Origin of the sequence: Qipengyuania sp. HL-TH1, assembly GCF_036365825.1 — a bacterium.
Taxonomy (GTDB): Bacteria; Pseudomonadota; Alphaproteobacteria; order Sphingomonadales; family Sphingomonadaceae; genus Qipengyuania; species Qipengyuania profunda.
In genome coordinates this window covers 61,445-76,973 of record NZ_CP142675.1, presented here as the reverse complement: position 1 = coordinate 76,973, position 15,529 = coordinate 61,445, and the positions used below count along the sequence as shown (strand labels likewise).

The window sequence follows — 15,529 nt, the reverse complement described above, 5'->3', positions numbered from 1 at the left end:
CACGGGCGTGGAAAATCGTGTATTCCCCGCCCGTTACTCGAAAGGTATTGAGTATGACCAACCTGAAACAGGGTTGGGGGCGCAAACTCAAGCTCGCCTCCGTTCCCATGATCCTCGCGGGCCTTGCGGCCTGTGCCACCCCGTTCAAAGCGGATGTTTCGCGCTTCCAGTCGCAGCTGCCCGCCCCGCAGGGCGAAAGCTATGCCGTGGTTGCCGATGACCCGGCGCTCGCCGGCGGGCTCGAGTTCGCTCAATATGCCGATCTCGTCGAAGCGCAGATGACCCGCCTCGGCTATACGCAGGCGGCTTCGGTCGATGACGCATCGCTGCTGGTGCGGTTCGACTACACGGTCGACAAGGGCCGCGAGCGCGTGCGTTCGACGGGCTTCCGCGATCCGTTCTATTCGCCCTGGTACGGCTACACCGCACGCGGCTACCGCGCGCGTCCGGGCTATTACAGCCCGCGCTATTACGGCAGCCATTGGGGCTACGGCTTCAACGATCCGTGGTTCGGCGGGCCCGAAGTGCGCAGCTACACCGTCTATACCAGCGGCATCGATCTGAAGATCGACCGCGCGGCCACCGGCGAGCGCCTGTTCGAAGGCGAGGCGCAGGCCGTCTCGACCTCGAACCGGCTGCAATATCTGGTGCCGAATCTGGTCGAAGCGATGTTCACCGACTTCCCCGGCAATTCGGGTGAGACGGTGCGTATCTCGATCGCGCCGGAAAAGACCACCGTGCGCCGGATCGAAGACTGACGATAGCTTCCCGGACGGGATGATACGAGAGAGGGCGGTTCCGGATCGGGCCGCCCTTTTTCATGCGCGGGTCAGGCGAGCTTGGCGTGACCGCCGGTGGAGCCGAACCCGCCCGCGCCGCGCGTGGTGGTGTCCAGTTCGCCGACCTCTTCCCACGCGGCCTGCGTGACAGGCGCAAGGACCAGCTGCGCGATCCGGTCGCCGCGCTGGATCGTAAAGTCGCCGGCGCCGTGGTTGATCAGGATTACCTTGAGCTCGCCGCGATAATCGCTGTCGATCGTGCCGGGCGTATTGGGCACGGTGATGCCGTGTTTGAGTGCAAGGCCCGAACGCGGGCGCACCTGGATTTCGTACCCTTGCGGGATTGCCACGGCGAGACCGGTGGCCACCGCATGCCGCTGGCCGGGCGCGATCACGCAATCTTCGGCTGCGAGCACATCCATCCCCGCCGCACCGCTGGTGGTATAGGCGGGCAGGGCCAGCCCCTCGCCATGCGGCAAGCGTTTGAGACGCACACCGACGGGATCAGTCATGATCGTCCTCGACGGGAGCGAGCGCCGCGGCGGCGCGGCGCACCAGTTCGCGCGCAACGTCTTCCTTGGGCATTTCGGGCAGGCTTTCGACCCCGCCCGAGGTGACGATATGGACCTGGTTGAGATCGCCGCCCATCACGCTGTTGCCTTCATTGCTTGAGACATTGTTGGCGATGATCCAGTCGGCGCCCTTGCGCTTGCGCTTCGACTTGGCGTTTTCGATCACATTCTCGGTCTCGGCGGCGAAGCCGATCAGCAAGGTCGGTCGCTTGCGCCCTGCCGCAGTGCCCGCGAGGATATCGGGGTTCTCCGCCAGGATCAGCGCGGGCGGTGCTGAGCCGCGCTTCTTCATCTTCTCGCCCGCGACATGGCGGCTCTTCCAGTCGGCGACCGCAGCAACCATGAAGGCGATATCGACCGGCAATGCGCGGCGCACTTCCTCGGCCATATCCTCGGCGGTTTCGACATCGACGCGGTCGACACCCACCGGGGTGGGCAAATGCACCGGTCCCGCGATCAGCGTGACCCGCGCCCCGGCGGCAGCGGCCATCGCGGCAATCGAAAAGCCCTGCTTCCCGCTCGACCGGTTGGCGATATAGCGCACCGGATCGATCGGTTCATGCGTCGGTCCGGCGGTGATCAGCACATGCTTGCCGTAAAGCGGGCGGTGCTCGGGATCGGGATCGAAGGCAGCCTGCCCGGCGAGCGGCGAATCGTCGAAGGCAATTTCCGCGGTCTGCACATCATTCGCGATCTGCTGCGGCATGGCGCGCGCTTCCTGGGCCGCCGGGTCGAAACCGAGCGCTGCAGGATCGGTCGGCGGGGCGGACGACGCCTTGCCCTTCTTGGCGAGGATCGGTCCGGCATCGGCGCCTTCGGGGATGGGAACGTCGAGCGGATCCGGCAGGCCGGGCATATCCGGCTCCGGTTCGGATTCGGGCTCGGCTTCGAGGTCGGCCTCGATCTCGTCATGGCTGCGCTGCTCGGTCGAGCGCGGGATGATCATCGAGAGCAGTTCGCCCAGCCCGCCGCCGCCCTGTTCGGCTTCGCCCTCTTCGCCATCGGCTTCGGTGTCAGCTTCGGCCTGCTCCTCGACCTCCGCTTCCGTTTCGGGTTCGCGCGCCGTGAGGACATCGTCCACAGGCGCCTGCACCACCGGCGCGGCGAGCTGTGCCGCGGCTGGCGGGGCCAGTTCGGGCACTTCGATATCGAGATCGAGTTCCGCGGCTATGCGGCCGAGAATCGCGGGCGGTTCGGGCATCCGCCCGGGACCGAATTCTCCGCAGGCCATCGGACCTTCGTCGGGATCCATCACCGCGACGCCCGCCTGCCGCAGCCAATCGGCATTGCGCTGGGTCGCGTGGTGTTCCCACATCTTCACATTCATCGCCGGAACGGTCAGCACCGGCTTGTCGGTGGCGAGGATCAGCGTGGTCGCCAGATCGTCGGCAATGCCCGCCGCCATTTTCGCCAGCATATCGGCGGTGGCGGGGCATACGACCACCAGGTCGGCCTCGCGGCTAAGCTGGATATGGCCCATCTCGACCTCGTCCTTGAGATCGAAGAGCGAGGTATAGACCTTGTTCTCGCTCAGCGCGGCGAGCGCCATCGGGGTGACGAATTGCTGGCCGCCCTCGGTCAGCACGCAGGTCACCTCGCCGCCCGCCTTGCGGATCAGGCGGACAAGCTCGCACGCCTTGTAGGCCGCGATGCCCCCGCCGATGACAAGCAGGATCCGCGGACCGCTCATGCGGTGCGCCCTGCGGCTTGAGGCATGCTCGCGCGGGTCCGCGCGGATCGGCGAATGGATACCCATTGTGTCATCGCTGCGCTTGCTAGCGCCCCCCATCGATCATGGCCAGCGGGTTGCGCTGGCGTTTTTCCCATTACGCCTTAACCTTACGAGGTGAAAAAAACGGAAACGGGGGAGGTTCCGATGCATGTGATTCTAAGCGCGATACTGCTCGCGCTGGCGATACTCGACCTGGTGCTGGGGACGAGCTTCCTGGTCGACCCGGACAGTGCGGCCGCCGATTTCGGCATTGCGATCGTCACGACGCACGGCGAATCGACGCTGCGCGGGGATATGACCGCGTTCTTCTATGTCACGGCCCTGTCGCTCGCCTGGGGCGCGTGGAAACGGCGCGGCGACGTCATGCTGCCGGCGCTGGGCCTGTTCGGCATCGCGCTTGCCGGACGCCTTATCAACCTGGTGGCGCAGGGCCCCTATGAGGGCTGGATCGTGCCGGTGGGCGTGGAGGCGTTCCACTGCCTTGTCATCGTCCTGGCGATGCGGGCGTGGGGCTGGCCCAAGAGGGACGCCTGAGCGCGGCGGCGAGGTCGGCCACTGCGCGCGGCAGGAAGGCGAGACCGACCCCGTAGGCGGGAATGAACAGCCCCATCCAATAGAGGTTCTCCTGCCGCGCGAAGATCGCGGCGGCGGCGATGAACCCGGCGAACCACAGGCTGGCCAGCGCGCCCAGCCTGCCGCCCGCGGCAAACCAGCCGAGCAGCGGGAGCACCCCCAGCGGTCCCGCGAGCCAGATCGGGAGTGTCTGCAGCAGGGTGGAGATATGGATGCCGTAGAGCGGCAAGGCGGGGCCCATCAGCCCGTGCCAGCCCGAGGACACGAGATCGCCGGGCTGGCGGATATTCGCCACCGCCGCAGCATGCAGCGCCAGCCCGATCGCGAGCAGTGCGAGAACCACAGCGATCGCGCGCGCCTGTCGCCGGTCTTGCGCCAGCAGGGCAACCGCGCCCCAGGCGAGCAGGAAAGGCAGCGCCAGTTCGCGCAGCGCCACCGCGCAGGTTGCGAGCAGCAACCCGCCTATTGGGGCATTGCGCGCGGCAAGCGCCAGCGCGAGCGACAGCATCATCCCGGCAAGCAGTTCATGGCTGAACGGGATATCGGCGATAAACGCGACCATGCCGGACAGACCGGCAAGCCCCGCCCCCGCCAATCCTTCGAACCGCCCCCGGTCGCGCAAGGCCACGAACCAGGCGAGGATATTGGCGGCCCACAGGACCACCGCGATGATCCGCCAGCCGTCTTCACTCCATAGCGCGCTGGTCCACGCCAGCACGGGCGTGCGCACGGTCACGAAGGGGCTGGTCGGCATGGTGAAGCTGCGATGCTCGATCGCCGCCGCCGCGTAGTAATCCTCGCCCGCGGCAACGCGCGCATTGATCGCGCGGTAGAGGTCCATATCGACCCGCTCGCCGCGGCCAAGCCGCTCGGCGACATCCGCCTCATGCGCGGTGTTGCGCGTTTCCAGCGCAAAGCTGTTCCACACAGCTGCAAGCAGCGTCACCAATACCAGCGCCAGCGCCGCCCAGCGCGGCAGGCGCGACAGCGGCCGAGCGGGCAAGGTCATGGCCGCCCCCGCGCTGAGCGCAGCAGCGAGGAGAGCGCCATCGGCAGGAAAGCGAGGCCGATGAACATGGCCGGGGCGACCACCGCGCCCCAGTAGAAATTGTTCGCCCGCCCGGCGAGCATGAAGGCGAGGCCATAGCCGAGATAGAGGAAGCTGCCCGTGGTTCCTGCTGGCGATTTCCACCCGGCCCAGCCGAGCACCATCAGTACGACCAGCGGGCCGGCGATGGCATGCGGCAGGAAGCGCAGGTTCGAACTCAGCACGATATTGCCAAGCCAGCCCGACAGTCCGCGCAGCACCAGCCAGTCGGGGCTGGAGGGATCGCCCGGCGCCACTTGCGGCGCGAGCTGCGCCCAATGCCACGCCATCGCGCCGCAGAAGACCGCGACCAGCGCGCCCCATGCTGCGGCTTCCTTCCAGTCGCGGCGCCACACGGCCATTGCCCCCAGCAACAGCACAAACGGCAGCGCATGTTCGCGGATCGCCAACGCCAGTGCGGCGATTGCCAGCGACCAGCCCCAGCGGCCCGGCCGATGGAGACCGAAGGCTAGCGCGATCAGCATCCCCGCCCACAATTCATGCAGGACGAAGTAATAGCGGTTGAGGCCGAGCGATGCGCCCATCAGCATCAGCGCGGCGCCGACCCGGCGCATCCGCGGGCCGCCGGGTTCTTCGCCCAGCCGCCGCCACCATGCCCAGACGGTCGCCGCCATCAGCGCGATCGCCAGCGCGATCATGCCGCCCTCGCCCAGCCATGCATGGACATAGGCGAGCGTGGGCAGGCGCACGGCAAAGCCGGGGCGCACGGGATAGTCGTGCGCGCGCTGTTCCTCGACGATGAAGTCGTAATAGGCCTCGCCGCGCGCGATCCGCTCGATCACCGTATCGTAGAAGGCGAGATCGTCGTCGCGCGGCGGTTCGCCGCTTGCTGCCGGCGCGTCCTCGACCAGACCGGTCGCCGGCGTCGCCACCTCTTCCCCGTCGACCGCCAGCGGCGTCAGCGCGGCGAGCACCAGCAGGATCGCCGCCAGCGCGAGCAACACCCGCGCGGGCCATGCGCCCCAATGGGCGAAGCGGTCCCAGGCGGGCACCGCGCCGCCGCTGCCTAGCCGATCCACCCCTGCGTTATCGCTGCCCATGTAGCGAGCCCCCCTGCCACTGCCGCAACGGCATAGCCCAGCCAGCCGCGATCATGCTCCTTGCGGCGGCGCCTTTCCCCCATCAATTCGATATCGGGGAGCGGAGGCGGCTCGGGCGCGCCGCCCTTGGGCGGGAAACGATCCTCGATCCGGCGCACCAGTTCGGGAATCCGCAGGAAGGTCGCGGTATCCTCACGGATGCGATCGGCGATCGCCGCTTCGGGGCCGAGCTCGTCGCGAATCCAGCTGCGCACATAGGGTGCGCTGACATCCCACATGTTGATCGTGGGATCGAGCTGGGTGGCGATGCCCTCGACCATCACCATGGTCTTTTGCAGCAACAGCAGGTGCGGCTGCGTCTGCATGTCGAAATCGCGCGTGATCGCGAACAGGCCGTCGAGCATCTGGCCGACCGAAAGTTCGCTCACCGGCTTGCCGCGCATCGGCTCGCCCACCGCGCGCAGCGCCGTCGCGAACTCGTCGACATTGTGATAGCTGGGGACGTATTGCGCCTCGAAATGGATCTCGGCGACGCGTTTGTAATTGCCCGTCGTCAGCCCGTAGAGGATTTCCGCCAGCCACATCCGCGCGCGGCGGTCGATCCGCCCCATGATGCCGAAATCGATCGCCGCGATCGTGCCGTCGGCTTTCACGAACAGATTGCCCTGGTGCATGTCCGCGTGGAAGAAACCCGCTGCGATGGCCTGCTTGAGAAATGCGAGCACCAACCGGCTGGCGAGGTCCTTGGTATCGTGTCCCGCAGCCCTCAGCGCGGCGACATCGCTGATCTTGATCCCGTCGATCCAGTCGACCGTCAGCACGCGGCCATTGGTGCGGTCCCAGTCGATCCCCGGAATGTCATAGCCCGCCGTGCCAACCATATGCTCGGCCAGTTCGGATGCGCTGGCCGCTTCGCGCCGCAGGTCGAGCTCGCGATTGGTCCAGCGCTTGAAATTGGCGATGATCAGCCGCGGGCGCAGCCGTGCCGCCTCGCCGCCGAAGCGTTCGAGATGCGCAGCGGCCCATTCATAGGTGCCGATATCGCGCGCGAAACGTTCGCGCACGCCGGGGCGGAGCACCTTGACCGCGACCTGCCGGCCGTCATTCGTCACCGCGCGGTGGACCTGCGCGATCGACGCCGCGCCGACGGGCACGGGATCGAAATCGGCCCACAGCGCTTCGAGCGGCTGCTCGAAACTGGCTTCGATGCTGGACTTGATCTCTTCGAAATCGACCGGGGGGAGATTGTCCTGCAGGGTCAGGAGGTTGCGCGCGGCATCCTCGCCGACGAGGTCGGGCCGCGTGGCCAGCGTCTGCCCCAGCTTGATCGCGGCGGGACCGATATCGCGAAAGGCGCCCGCATAGTCGGGCTCCTTGGGCTGCACCGTGCCGAAACGGGCGATCCGCGCCAGCCGCTTGACCTGCGGCGGCGTGTTGGGATCGTTCTCGATCCCGCGCAGCGCCCCGTGACGCGCCAGCGTGCGGCCCCACTTGAGCAGGCGCAGGATATGCGTCGAGGGTCTGGCCACCCTTTAGACCTTCCACCCCGAGTGGATCGCGACGAGCCCGCCCATGATCGGCTCGACGCGGGTATTCTCGAAGCCCGCATCGCGGATCATGCGCTCGAAACCGGGCATGTCGGGGAAGCGGCGGATCGATTCGACGAGGTAGCGATAGCTGTCCTCGTCATTGGCGATGGCCTTGCCGATCTGCGGCACCAGCTTGTGCGAATAGAGGTCGTAGGCTTCCTTGAAACCGGGCCATTCGACAGTGCTGAATTCGAGGCAGTAGAACCGCCCGCCGAACTTGAGCACGCGGTGCGCTTCCTTCAGCGCGCGGTCGATATGGGTGACGTTGCGGATGCCGAACGCGATCGTATAGGCATCGAAGATACGGCTGGAAAAGCTCAGTTCCTCGGCATTCTGGCGCGACCAGACAAGGCCGTCGATCCCGCGTTCCATCGCGCGTTCGATGCCGACATCGAGCATGTCCTGGTTGATGTCGGACACGGTCACGCTGGCGCCGTGCTGGGCCATGCGGAAGGCGATGTCGCCCGTGCCGCCCGCCATGTCGAGGATCGTCTCGCCCGGCTGCGGCTTCACCCGCTTGACGAAACGGTCCTTCCACAACCGGTGCATGCCCGCGCTCATGGCGTCGTTCATCACATCGTATTTGGCGGCAACATTGGAAAAGACCTCGCCCACGCGGCCGGTCTTTTCCGCGGCATCGATATCTTCGTAGCCGAAGGAAACGGTTTCGCTCATGCGGGGGGCCTTAGGGGGAATTGTGGCCGGGGCAAAGGCCTTGAATTAGCCCGTCATCCCAGCGAAAGCTGGGATCGCCCTCCGACAACGACCCCAGCTTTCGCTGGGGTGACGAGATTTTCAAATGCCCGAGCTCCCAGAAGTCGAAACCACCGTGCGCGGGCTGGCCCGGTTCCTCGAGGGCGAGCGGATCGTCAGCGTGCGCGTCAACCGCCCCGACATGCGCCGACCCTTTCCCCCCGGCCTGGTGCAGGCGCTGACCGGGGCGACTGTCTCGGGCCTCTCGCGCCGCGCGAAATACGGGCTGATCCACACCAATCGCGATCATGCGTTGGTCTTCCACCTCGGCATGAGCGGGCGCTGGCGGATCGATCCGGAGGCGCCGGACAAGCACGACCATCTGGTGCTCGCGACCGAAGACCACGTCTTCGCGCTCAACGATCCGCGCCGGTTCGGCTCGGTCGATCTGCTGCTGAACCCCGAACTCGACCTGTGGCCGCCCTTTGCCGCGCTTGGCCCCGAACCGCTGGGCGCCGATTTGACGCCCGAGCATTTGCGCGAAGCGACGCGCGGCCGCAAGCAGGCGATCAAGCTGCTGCTGCTAGACCAGCGGATCGTGGCGGGTCTGGGCAATATCTATGTGTGCGAAGCGCTGTGGCAGGCGGGCATTCACCCGCGCAAGGCCGGCGGCAAGGTGACCCTGCCGCAGCTGAAGCGCCTCGTCCCCGCGATCAAGGACGTGCTCACCCGCTCGATCCGCGACGGTGGCTCCACGCTGCGCGATTTCGCGCAGCCCGACGGCGAGCTCGGCTATTTCGCCACGCGCTTCCATGTCTACGGGCGCGAGGGCGAGGCCTGCCACCACGAAGACGGCGGCACGATCCGGCGCATCGTGCAGGGCGGGCGGAGCACGTGGTTCTGCCCGGTTTGTCAGAGGTGATGACCCGGTCGGCCCAGCACGGGTCATTCGACAACGCACTATCGAGACGAATCGGAGGCTCATTTTCCGACGCGCCATGGCTACGTTCGAAGAGGCTCGACGAAACATTCAATCTTCTGCGGAGGGAGATCGATCTCGTACACGGCGTCGATGAATATCGGATCTTCGGGGCCTGCGCCTAGAATATTCCTGCATTTGTCGATTTCTACGTTGCGCGGATGCCGATCGACAATTTTCGGAATCCTTGTCTGAACATATATTTGATCGCCTCTGATGGCCCAAGCACCTTCAAGGTTCAGCGGCCCCCTGAGTTTGATGCATGCGCTCCAACTCCCATCTTTCGCGAAAAATTCGGAGAACGGCGGATAGTTGGGCTCAGCGACTCTCGAATTCGAAATGCCTCTCCCGATGAGCCTTTCCAAGAGGCTCTGTCCATCGAATGGGACGAGATCGAGTGGCATGGCGAAGTACCTTTTGGTTGGTAACCTTTACAAAGGTCAGCGAGCTCTCACCGCGTATTCTCGCGCCTCACGCATCAACCAGCGCGTAATGCGGCGGCGGCGGCAAACCTTCCATCTTCTCGCTCAGCAGCGGGCGGAAGCTGGGACGGCTTTTCATCACCGAATACCAGTGCCGCGTCTGGTCGTGGCCCTTCCAGTCGATCCCGCCGAGATAGTCGGCGACCGACAGCTGCGACGCGCAGGCGAGGTCCGCCAGGCTCAGGGTCGCGCCGCCGAGCCATTGGCGGTTGTCGACCAGCCAGTCGATGTAATCGAGATGTGCATGCGCATTCTTCATCGTCTCGCGCAGCATTCGCGAATCGGGCGGCTGGCGCAGGACCAGCCGCTTCTTCATCCGTTCGTGCAGCAGCGGCCCGGTAACATCGGCATAGAGATTTTCGTCGAACAGCGCGACCAGGCGGCGGATTTCCGCGCGCTGCAAGGCCGAGCCATTGACCATCGGGCTACGCTCGACGGTCTCTTCGAGGAATTCGCAGATCGCCTGGCTGTCCGACAGGCTGACCCCGCGCGCCGGGTCATGCAGGACCGGTGTGCGTCCGGCGGGGTTGAGGTGCCAGAATTCGTCGCGCCCCTCCCACGGATACTCGCGCACCAGTTCGTAGGCGATGTTCTTCTCGCCCATCAGCAGGCGCAGCTTGCGGCTGAACGGGCAAAGGGGGAATTGGTAGAGCTGCCACATGGATTCGGTCGCCTTGCCACAAGCCGCGGGGGCGCGTCCACTGGCGTGCCGGGGGCGCTCGCTAATTTTCGTGGGGATCAGTTGCGCGGCGGGATCGCGCCGCGCATCTGCCCCGCCATGTCGCGCAGCAACGGTGCCATCGCGGCGAGGCCTTCCGCCATGGTCCCCGCAGCCTGCATGGCGCGCGGGACAGTGCGGGCGACCTCATCGCCCACCCGGTCCGCCTGCGGCACGGCGCGGCGCAAGGTGAGGTCGGGATCGATGTCACGGGTCTTCTCGCCCGCCATTTCGGCAGCGGCCTGCGCCAGCGGGGCAATCGGCATGTCGAGCAAGACTTCGGTCATCGCCTGCAGCATCAGCGCCATGTCGCGCTGAGAGGCAGGATCGCGCATCTGCTCGCCCAGATCGGCCAGCGGTGCAGCAGGCGCATCCTGCGCCAGCGCGGGCACTGGGAGAGTGCAGGCCGCAAGCGCGGCGGGCAGGACGAAGTTACGCATGGGTGGCCCCTGAAGCGATCGATGAGGCGATCAACGAATGGCCGCCAAGCTGGCGCACCCGCGCTGACCCTGTGCTGAACGCGGTGTCAGAGCCCTGCGGCGTCGAGCATCAACAGGCAGGCTGGCATCACCTCGTCGACCCGTTCGGGGCTTCCTTTGAGCGCTGCGTGTTCGCGCATCACCAGCCCCATGATGGTCTCGCGGCTGGCCCCGAGCTCGTCCATCAACTGCGCGGTGGTGCGGACGAAGAACTCCTGTCCGCGCTCGGCCATGACGGGATACGCCGCCGCCGCTTCGTCGCCGCTGTTCTGCGCGCGGTGGACCAGCCCGAAAGCGACCGAACAGCGCAGCGAACTGGACTGTTCGAGCGTCAGATCGGGGAGCTCGGTGGCGGCAGTCGGCGCACCGCCCGCAGCTTGCAGGAAGGACAGGGCGAGCGGGGCAAGAAGCAGGTGCATGGCATGCTTCTATACCCGCCGCGCTGAACCGCAAGCGACGAGATGCGATCGTCGCTTGTCACGATGCCATCCACGATTAAGGTGGCGAAACGAAACTCACAGGAGAGAGATACGATGTTCAACCACATCATGATCGGCACGAACGATATCGACAAATCGAAGGCCTTTTACGAAAAGGTGCTCAAGGTTATCGGTGTCGAGGGGGCGATGGACAACACGCTCGACAGCGGGATCAAGCGCGTATTCTTCATGCATGACGGCGACGTGCTCGCGCTGTCGCAGCCGATCGACGGCGAGGTGGCCACCTGCGCCAATGGCATGACGATCGGCTTCAAATGCGACTCGCCCGAACAGGTCAAGGAACTGCACGATGCGGCGATCGCCGCGGGCGGGACCAGCATCGAAGATCCGCCGGGCCTGCGTGAAAGTTCGATGGGCGCGCTGCACCTGTGCTATTTCCGCGATCTCGACGGCCACAAGATCTGCGGCCTGCATCGTCCGGGGTAGAATGCGGCGCGGCGGCGGCGGAGCACCGAGCGTGCCCGCCCGCCGCGCGGGCCTGACGCCCGCCTAGCGCGACAGCTCGAATACGGCGAATTCGGCGCGGGCATTAGCGCCGATGCGCGCAATCGGGCGCTGATGCGAAAAATACCAGTCGCGCTCGATCGTCGCGGCTTTCTCGCGCGCGAGGTCCCGGAAATCCGCGATCGTGACGTGGTGGATGTTCTGCGTTTCGTACCAGCTCACCGGGATGCTGCGCGTCACCGGCATGCGCCCGCCGACCAGCAGCGCGGCGCGCGTGCGCCAATGCGCGAAATTGGGGAAGCTGACAAAGGCGCGCGTGCCGACGCGGAGCAGTTCGTCGAGCATGCGGTCGGGCCGCACTGCGGTCTGCAGCGTCTGGCTGAGCACGGCATAGTCGAAGCCCTTGTCGGGGTAATCGTGCAGGTCGCGATCGGCATCGCCCTGCACCACCGACAGGCCCTGCGACACGCAGCGCTCGACGCTGGCGCCGTCGATCTCGATCCCGCGCACATCGCACCCCAGATCGCGCAAAGCGAGCATCAGCGCCCCGTCGCCGCAGCCGATGTCGAGCACGCGGCTGCCCGGCGTGACATGCGCTGCGATCACGGCAAGATCGGGACGCAGGCTCATGCGAGGAACCCCTGCACGACCCGGTCGAGCGCAGGCACATCGAGCAGGAAGCTGTCATGGCCATGCGGGGCGGACAGTTCGACGAAGCTCACCGCAGCCCCTGCGGCATTGAGCGCATGGACGACATGGCGGCTCTCGCTTGTCGGATAGAGCCAGTCGCTGTCGAAGCTGACGAGGCAGAAGCGCGCGGTGGTCCCGGCGAAGGCATCGGCCAGCCGTCCGCCATGCTCTTCGGCGAGATCGAAATAATCCATCGCGCGGGTGATATAGAGATAGCTGTTGGCGTCGAACCGCCGGGTGAAGCCGCTGCCCTGGTAGCGCAGATAGCTTTCGACCTGGAAATCGGCGTCGAAGCCGAAGCTCTTGGCACCCTTCGTCCCGTCGGGCCGATCCTGCAGATTGCGCCCGAATTTCGCGGTCAGCGCCTCTTCGGACAGATAAGTGATATGCGCCGCCATCCGCGCCACGGAGAGCCCGCTGTCGGGCGCTTCGCCGCCGTAATAATCGCCGTCCTGCCAGCGCGGATCGGCCATGATCGCCTGCCGCCCCAATTCGTGGAAACCGATGTTCTGCGCCGAATGGCGGCTGGTCGAGGCGATGACGAGCACGCGCTCGGTACGTTCGGGCCAGTTCGCGGCAAGGCTCAGCGCCTGCATCCCGCCCATCGACCCGCCGACCACTGCATGCAGCCGGTCGATCCCCAGCACATCGAGCAGGGCGACATGCGCGCGGACCATGTCGCGGATGGTGATGACCGGGAAGCGCATCGCATAGGGCCGCCCGTCGCTGGCCTCGCTGGCGGGACCGGTCGAGCCCATGCAGCTGCCGATCACATTGGGACAGATGACATGGAAGCGGTCGGTGTCGATCGGCTTGCCGGGACCGACCATGCGCTCCCACCAGCCGGGCTTGCCGGTCACCGGATGCACGCTGGCGACATGCTGGTCGCCCGTCAGCGCATGGCACAGCAGGATCGCATTCGATCCGTCGTCGGCCAGCGTGCCATAGGTCTCATATGCGACCTCGACACGCGCCAGTTCGGCGCCGCCATCGAGCGGCAGCGGGTCGGGCAGGAGCAGCGATTGGGGTTGCGCGTTCAAATCGGACCTTGGGATGAAACAATCAAACGCTGTCTCTATCGGCAAGCCTCCGGCTTGTCGAAGGGCCGTATTTCTTTCATGCGGCGAAGCTGAAATGGCAGACACACCCATCATGAAGCCCTGGATCGAAGGCATCCATGCCTATGTCCCGGGCAAATCGACCAGTGCCGACGGGCGCAAGCTGGTCAAACTGTCGGCAAACGAGAACCCGCTGGGGTGCAGCGCCGATGCGCTGGCGGCGCTGGCCGTGGATCATACCCCCGCGGCCTATCCCGATCCCGACGCCGCTGCTTTGCGCGCTGCGCTGGGCAGACAGCACGGCATCGATCCCGCGCGGATCGTTTGCGGCACGGGCTCGGACGAATTGCTCAATCTCGCCGCGCAGGGCTTTGCCGGTCCGGGCGACGAGGTCCTGTTCAGCCGCTACAGCTTCGCGGTTTACGACATCGCTGCAAGGCGCTGCGGCGCGACCCCGGTGGAAGCGCCCGACGCCGATTACGGCACCGATGTCGATGCGCTGCTGGCCGCGGTGACCGAGCGCACCCGCGTGGTGTTCCTCGCCAATCCGAACAATCCCACCGGCACCTGCCTGCCCCGCGCCGAGGTCGAGCGGCTCCATGCCGGATTGCCGGGCGACGTGCTGCTGGTGGTCGACCAGGCCTATGCCGAATATCTCGAGCCCGGCGAGGACGACGGCGGTCTCGATCTCGCCGCGCACCACGCGAACGTGCTGGTCACGCGGACCTTCTCCAAGATCTATGGCCTGGCGGGCGAGCGGATCGGCTGGGCCACCGGCGTGCCGGGGCTGGTCGATGTGCTCAACCGCATCCGCGGGCCGTTCAACGTGACCGCAAGCGGCCAGCGCGCCGCGCTTGCGGCCTTGGCCGACACGAACTTCCTCGCCCGCTCGCGCGAAGCCAACCGCGAGGAGCGCAAGCGGTTCGTCCATGCGATCGAGGCGCTGGGCAATCACTGGCTGCGCGCAGTGCCGAGCAAGGCCAATTTCGTGCTCGTGCTGTTCGAAGGCGACCTGCAGGCAGAAACCGCGCTGCAGGCGATCGCCGATGCGGGTTATGCGGTGCGTCACCTGCCCGGACAGGGGCTGCCGCAGGCGCTGCGCATCACCATCGGGACCGCGCGCCAGATGGACGACATCACCCGCGTATTGCGCACGCTGTGCGGTGCGGGCGCATGACGATTTCGCGCGTCGCAATCATCGGGCTGGGCCTGATCGGCGGTTCGATCGGTCTGGCGGTCCGCGAGATGCTGCCCGGTGTGGCGACCACCGGCTGGGATGCCGATGCCGCCGTGCGCCGCCGCGCTGCCGAACGCGGGCTGGCCGGCACCATTTGCGAAACCGCGGGCGACGCCGTGCGCGAGGCCGAGCTGGTGATCCTGTGCGTACCCGTCGGCGCGATGAATGCGGCGGCCGAGGCGATTGCCGCCGACCTTGTCCCCGGCACCATCGTCAGCGATGTCGGCTCCTCCAAACGCCGCGTCGGCGAGGCACTGGCCAAGACGCTGCCCGGGGCAGTGGTCATCCCCGCGCACCCGGTCGCAGGGACCGAGAACAGCGGACCCGATGCCGGTTTCCCCGAACTGTTCCGCCATCGCTGGTGCATCGTCACGCCGGACCACACGGCCCCGCCCGCAGCGGTAGAGGCGCTCACGCAGTTCTGGGAAGGGCTTGGTGCCACGGTCGAAATCATGGACCCGGCGCATCACGACCTCGTGCTCGCAGTGACCAGCCATATCCCGCATCTGATCGCCTATACCATCGTCGGCACTGCCTCCGATCTCGAGGATGTAACCCGCGGCGAGGTGATCAAATATTCGGCCGGTGGCTTTCGCGATTTCACCCGCATCGCCGCGAGCAATCCGACGATGTGGCGCGACGTGTTCCTGTCCAACCGCGACGCCGTACTCGAAGTACTGGGCCGGTTCACCGAAGATCTCAGCCTGCTCCAGCGCGCGATCCGCGATGGCGATGGCGAGACGCTGTTCGACCTGTTCGAACGCACCCGCGCGATCCGCCGCTCGATCATCGAGGAGGGCCAGGACGACGCGCGGCCCGACTTCGGGCGGACCGATCACTAAAGGCCGTGTGAGAC

Annotated in this window: 18 protein-coding genes; 6 read left to right on the top strand and 12 right to left on the bottom strand. The window is 66.3% G+C overall.

From position 1 onward, the window contains the following. The first annotated feature begins 53 nt into the window (after positions 1-53). Positions 54-758, top strand: a complete 705-nt coding sequence (locus VWN43_RS01040; RefSeq protein ID WP_253520141.1) for a DUF4136 domain-containing protein — start codon at positions 54-56, stop codon at positions 756-758. 71 nt (positions 759-829) lie between these two features. On the opposite strand, the gene dut is transcribed toward VWN43_RS01040, so the two are convergent. Both dut and VWN43_RS01030 read right to left on the bottom strand, forming a co-directional pair. Then, entirely contained in the window at positions 830-1,291 is a 462-nt protein-coding gene (gene dut / locus VWN43_RS01035; protein ID WP_320181025.1) for a dUTP diphosphatase, read from the bottom strand. Further along, positions 1,284-3,041 carry a bifunctional phosphopantothenoylcysteine decarboxylase/phosphopantothenate synthase gene (locus VWN43_RS01030; protein ID WP_330767918.1) on the bottom strand — a complete coding sequence of 586 codons (1,758 nt, stop codon included), beginning with the start codon at positions 3,039-3,041 and terminating at the stop codon, positions 1,284-1,286. The genes dut and VWN43_RS01030 overlap by 8 nt, the downstream gene beginning before the upstream one ends. Before the next feature lie 186 nt (positions 3,042-3,227). On the opposite strand from VWN43_RS01030, the gene VWN43_RS01025 reads away from it, so the two are divergent. Then, positions 3,228-3,617 carry a hypothetical protein gene (locus tag VWN43_RS01025; protein ID WP_320181027.1) on the top strand — a complete coding sequence of 130 codons (390 nt, stop codon included), beginning with the start codon at positions 3,228-3,230 and terminating at the stop codon, positions 3,615-3,617. Here VWN43_RS01025 and VWN43_RS01020 read toward each other — a convergent pair. From VWN43_RS01020 to VWN43_RS01005, 4 genes are read right to left on the bottom strand one after another with little or no spacing between them, the layout of a single operon-like run. After that, entirely contained in the window at positions 3,568-4,665 is a 1,098-nt protein-coding gene (locus VWN43_RS01020) for a hypothetical protein (RefSeq protein WP_320181028.1), read from the bottom strand. The genes VWN43_RS01025 and VWN43_RS01020 overlap by 50 nt on opposite strands. Beyond that, the gene (locus VWN43_RS01015) at positions 4,662-5,804 is read right to left on the bottom strand and encodes a hypothetical protein (protein WP_320181029.1); all 1,143 of its coding nucleotides are present in this window, start codon (positions 5,802-5,804) and stop codon (positions 4,662-4,664) included. Before VWN43_RS01015 ends, VWN43_RS01020 begins: the two co-directional genes overlap by 4 nt. After that, positions 5,771-7,333: a 2-polyprenylphenol 6-hydroxylase gene (ubiB, locus tag VWN43_RS01010; RefSeq protein WP_320181030.1), complete on the bottom strand. Its 1,563-nt coding sequence runs from the start codon at positions 7,331-7,333 to the stop codon at positions 5,771-5,773. Before ubiB ends, VWN43_RS01015 begins: the two co-directional genes overlap by 34 nt. Positions 7,334-7,336: 3 nt before the next feature. Continuing rightward, entirely contained in the window at positions 7,337-8,068 is a 732-nt protein-coding gene (locus VWN43_RS01005) for a class I SAM-dependent methyltransferase (protein WP_253520163.1), read from the bottom strand. Between the two features lie 124 nt (positions 8,069-8,192). Here VWN43_RS01005 and mutM point away from each other — a divergent pair, with 124 nt between their 5' ends. Further along, entirely contained in the window at positions 8,193-9,008 is an 816-nt protein-coding gene (gene mutM / locus VWN43_RS01000) for a bifunctional DNA-formamidopyrimidine glycosylase/DNA-(apurinic or apyrimidinic site) lyase (protein ID WP_320181031.1), read from the top strand. 80 nt (positions 9,009-9,088) lie between these two features. Here mutM and VWN43_RS00995 read toward each other — a convergent pair whose 3' ends face one another. From VWN43_RS00995 to VWN43_RS00980, 4 genes are all read right to left on the bottom strand, one after another. After that, a complete protein-coding gene (locus VWN43_RS00995; RefSeq protein WP_320181032.1) occupies positions 9,089-9,469 on the bottom strand; it encodes a hypothetical protein in 381 nt (126 codons plus the stop codon). A 67-nt stretch (positions 9,470-9,536) separates the two neighbouring features. Beyond that, positions 9,537-10,208 carry a glutathione S-transferase family protein gene (locus tag VWN43_RS00990; RefSeq protein ID WP_253520175.1) on the bottom strand — a complete coding sequence of 224 codons (672 nt, stop codon included), beginning with the start codon at positions 10,206-10,208 and terminating at the stop codon, positions 9,537-9,539. Positions 10,209-10,285: 77 nt separating this feature from the next. Then, complete coding sequence (locus tag VWN43_RS00985) at positions 10,286-10,705, bottom strand: hypothetical protein (protein WP_320181033.1); 420 nt, start codon at positions 10,703-10,705, stop codon at positions 10,286-10,288. Positions 10,706-10,791: 86 nt separating this feature from the next. Continuing rightward, the gene (locus VWN43_RS00980; RefSeq protein ID WP_320181034.1) at positions 10,792-11,163 is read right to left on the bottom strand and encodes a hypothetical protein; all 372 of its coding nucleotides are present in this window, start codon (positions 11,161-11,163) and stop codon (positions 10,792-10,794) included. Positions 11,164-11,277: 114 nt separating this feature from the next. Here VWN43_RS00980 and VWN43_RS00975 point away from each other — a divergent pair, with 114 nt between their 5' ends. Further along, positions 11,278-11,670: a VOC family protein gene (locus VWN43_RS00975; RefSeq protein ID WP_253520181.1), complete on the top strand. Its 393-nt coding sequence runs from the start codon at positions 11,278-11,280 to the stop codon at positions 11,668-11,670. A gap of 63 nt (positions 11,671-11,733) precedes the next feature. On the opposite strand, the gene metW is transcribed toward VWN43_RS00975, so the two are convergent. Then, a complete protein-coding gene (gene metW, locus VWN43_RS00970; protein ID WP_320181035.1) occupies positions 11,734-12,318 on the bottom strand; it encodes a methionine biosynthesis protein MetW in 585 nt (194 codons plus the stop codon). Beyond that, on the bottom strand, positions 12,315-13,418 hold the full coding sequence (gene metX, locus VWN43_RS00965) for a homoserine O-acetyltransferase MetX (protein WP_320181036.1): 1,104 nt from the start codon (positions 13,416-13,418) through the stop codon (positions 12,315-12,317). Before metX ends, metW begins: the two co-directional genes overlap by 4 nt. A 94-nt stretch (positions 13,419-13,512) precedes the next feature. On the opposite strand from metX, the gene hisC reads away from it, so the two are divergent. After that, complete coding sequence (gene hisC, locus VWN43_RS00960) at positions 13,513-14,613, top strand: histidinol-phosphate transaminase (RefSeq protein ID WP_320181037.1); 1,101 nt, start codon at positions 13,513-13,515, stop codon at positions 14,611-14,613. After that, positions 14,610-15,515, top strand: coding sequence for a prephenate/arogenate dehydrogenase family protein (locus VWN43_RS00955; protein ID WP_320181038.1), 906 nt, complete (start codon positions 14,610-14,612; stop codon positions 15,513-15,515). The genes hisC and VWN43_RS00955 overlap by 4 nt, the downstream gene beginning before the upstream one ends. The last annotated feature ends 14 nt before the right edge of the window (positions 15,516-15,529 follow it).

Excerpts from the sequence above, each read along its gene's own strand:
- metW (WP_320181035.1), bottom strand. The coding sequence starts at position 12,318 with ATGAGCCTGCGTCCCGATCTTGCCGTGATCGCAGCGCATGTCACGCCG.
- VWN43_RS01040 (WP_253520141.1), top strand. The coding sequence starts at position 54 with ATGACCAACCTGAAACAGGGTTGGGGGCGCAAACTCAAGCTCGCCTCC.
- VWN43_RS00980 (WP_320181034.1), bottom strand. The coding sequence starts at position 11,163 with ATGCACCTGCTTCTTGCCCCGCTCGCCCTGTCCTTCCTGCAAGCTGCG.
- VWN43_RS00955 (WP_320181038.1), top strand. The coding sequence starts at position 14,610 with ATGACGATTTCGCGCGTCGCAATCATCGGGCTGGGCCTGATCGGCGGT.
- mutM (WP_320181031.1), top strand. The coding sequence starts at position 8,193 with ATGCCCGAGCTCCCAGAAGTCGAAACCACCGTGCGCGGGCTGGCCCGG.
- VWN43_RS00975 (WP_253520181.1), top strand. The coding sequence starts at position 11,278 with ATGTTCAACCACATCATGATCGGCACGAACGATATCGACAAATCGAAG.
- hisC (WP_320181037.1), top strand. The coding sequence starts at position 13,513 with ATGGCAGACACACCCATCATGAAGCCCTGGATCGAAGGCATCCATGCC.
- VWN43_RS00985 (WP_320181033.1), bottom strand. The coding sequence starts at position 10,705 with ATGCGTAACTTCGTCCTGCCCGCCGCGCTTGCGGCCTGCACTCTCCCA.
- VWN43_RS01005 (WP_253520163.1), bottom strand. The coding sequence starts at position 8,068 with ATGAGCGAAACCGTTTCCTTCGGCTACGAAGATATCGATGCCGCGGAA.
- VWN43_RS01015 (WP_320181029.1), bottom strand. The coding sequence starts at position 5,804 with ATGGGCAGCGATAACGCAGGGGTGGATCGGCTAGGCAGCGGCGGCGCG.
- VWN43_RS01030 (WP_330767918.1), bottom strand. The coding sequence starts at position 3,041 with ATGAGCGGTCCGCGGATCCTGCTTGTCATCGGCGGGGGCATCGCGGCC.
- VWN43_RS01020 (WP_320181028.1), bottom strand. The coding sequence starts at position 4,665 with ATGACCTTGCCCGCTCGGCCGCTGTCGCGCCTGCCGCGCTGGGCGGCG.
- VWN43_RS00995 (WP_320181032.1), bottom strand. The coding sequence starts at position 9,469 with ATGCCACTCGATCTCGTCCCATTCGATGGACAGAGCCTCTTGGAAAGG.
- dut (WP_320181025.1), bottom strand. The coding sequence starts at position 1,291 with ATGACTGATCCCGTCGGTGTGCGTCTCAAACGCTTGCCGCATGGCGAG.
- VWN43_RS00990 (WP_253520175.1), bottom strand. The coding sequence starts at position 10,208 with ATGTGGCAGCTCTACCAATTCCCCCTTTGCCCGTTCAGCCGCAAGCTG.
- VWN43_RS01025 (WP_320181027.1), top strand. The coding sequence starts at position 3,228 with ATGCATGTGATTCTAAGCGCGATACTGCTCGCGCTGGCGATACTCGAC.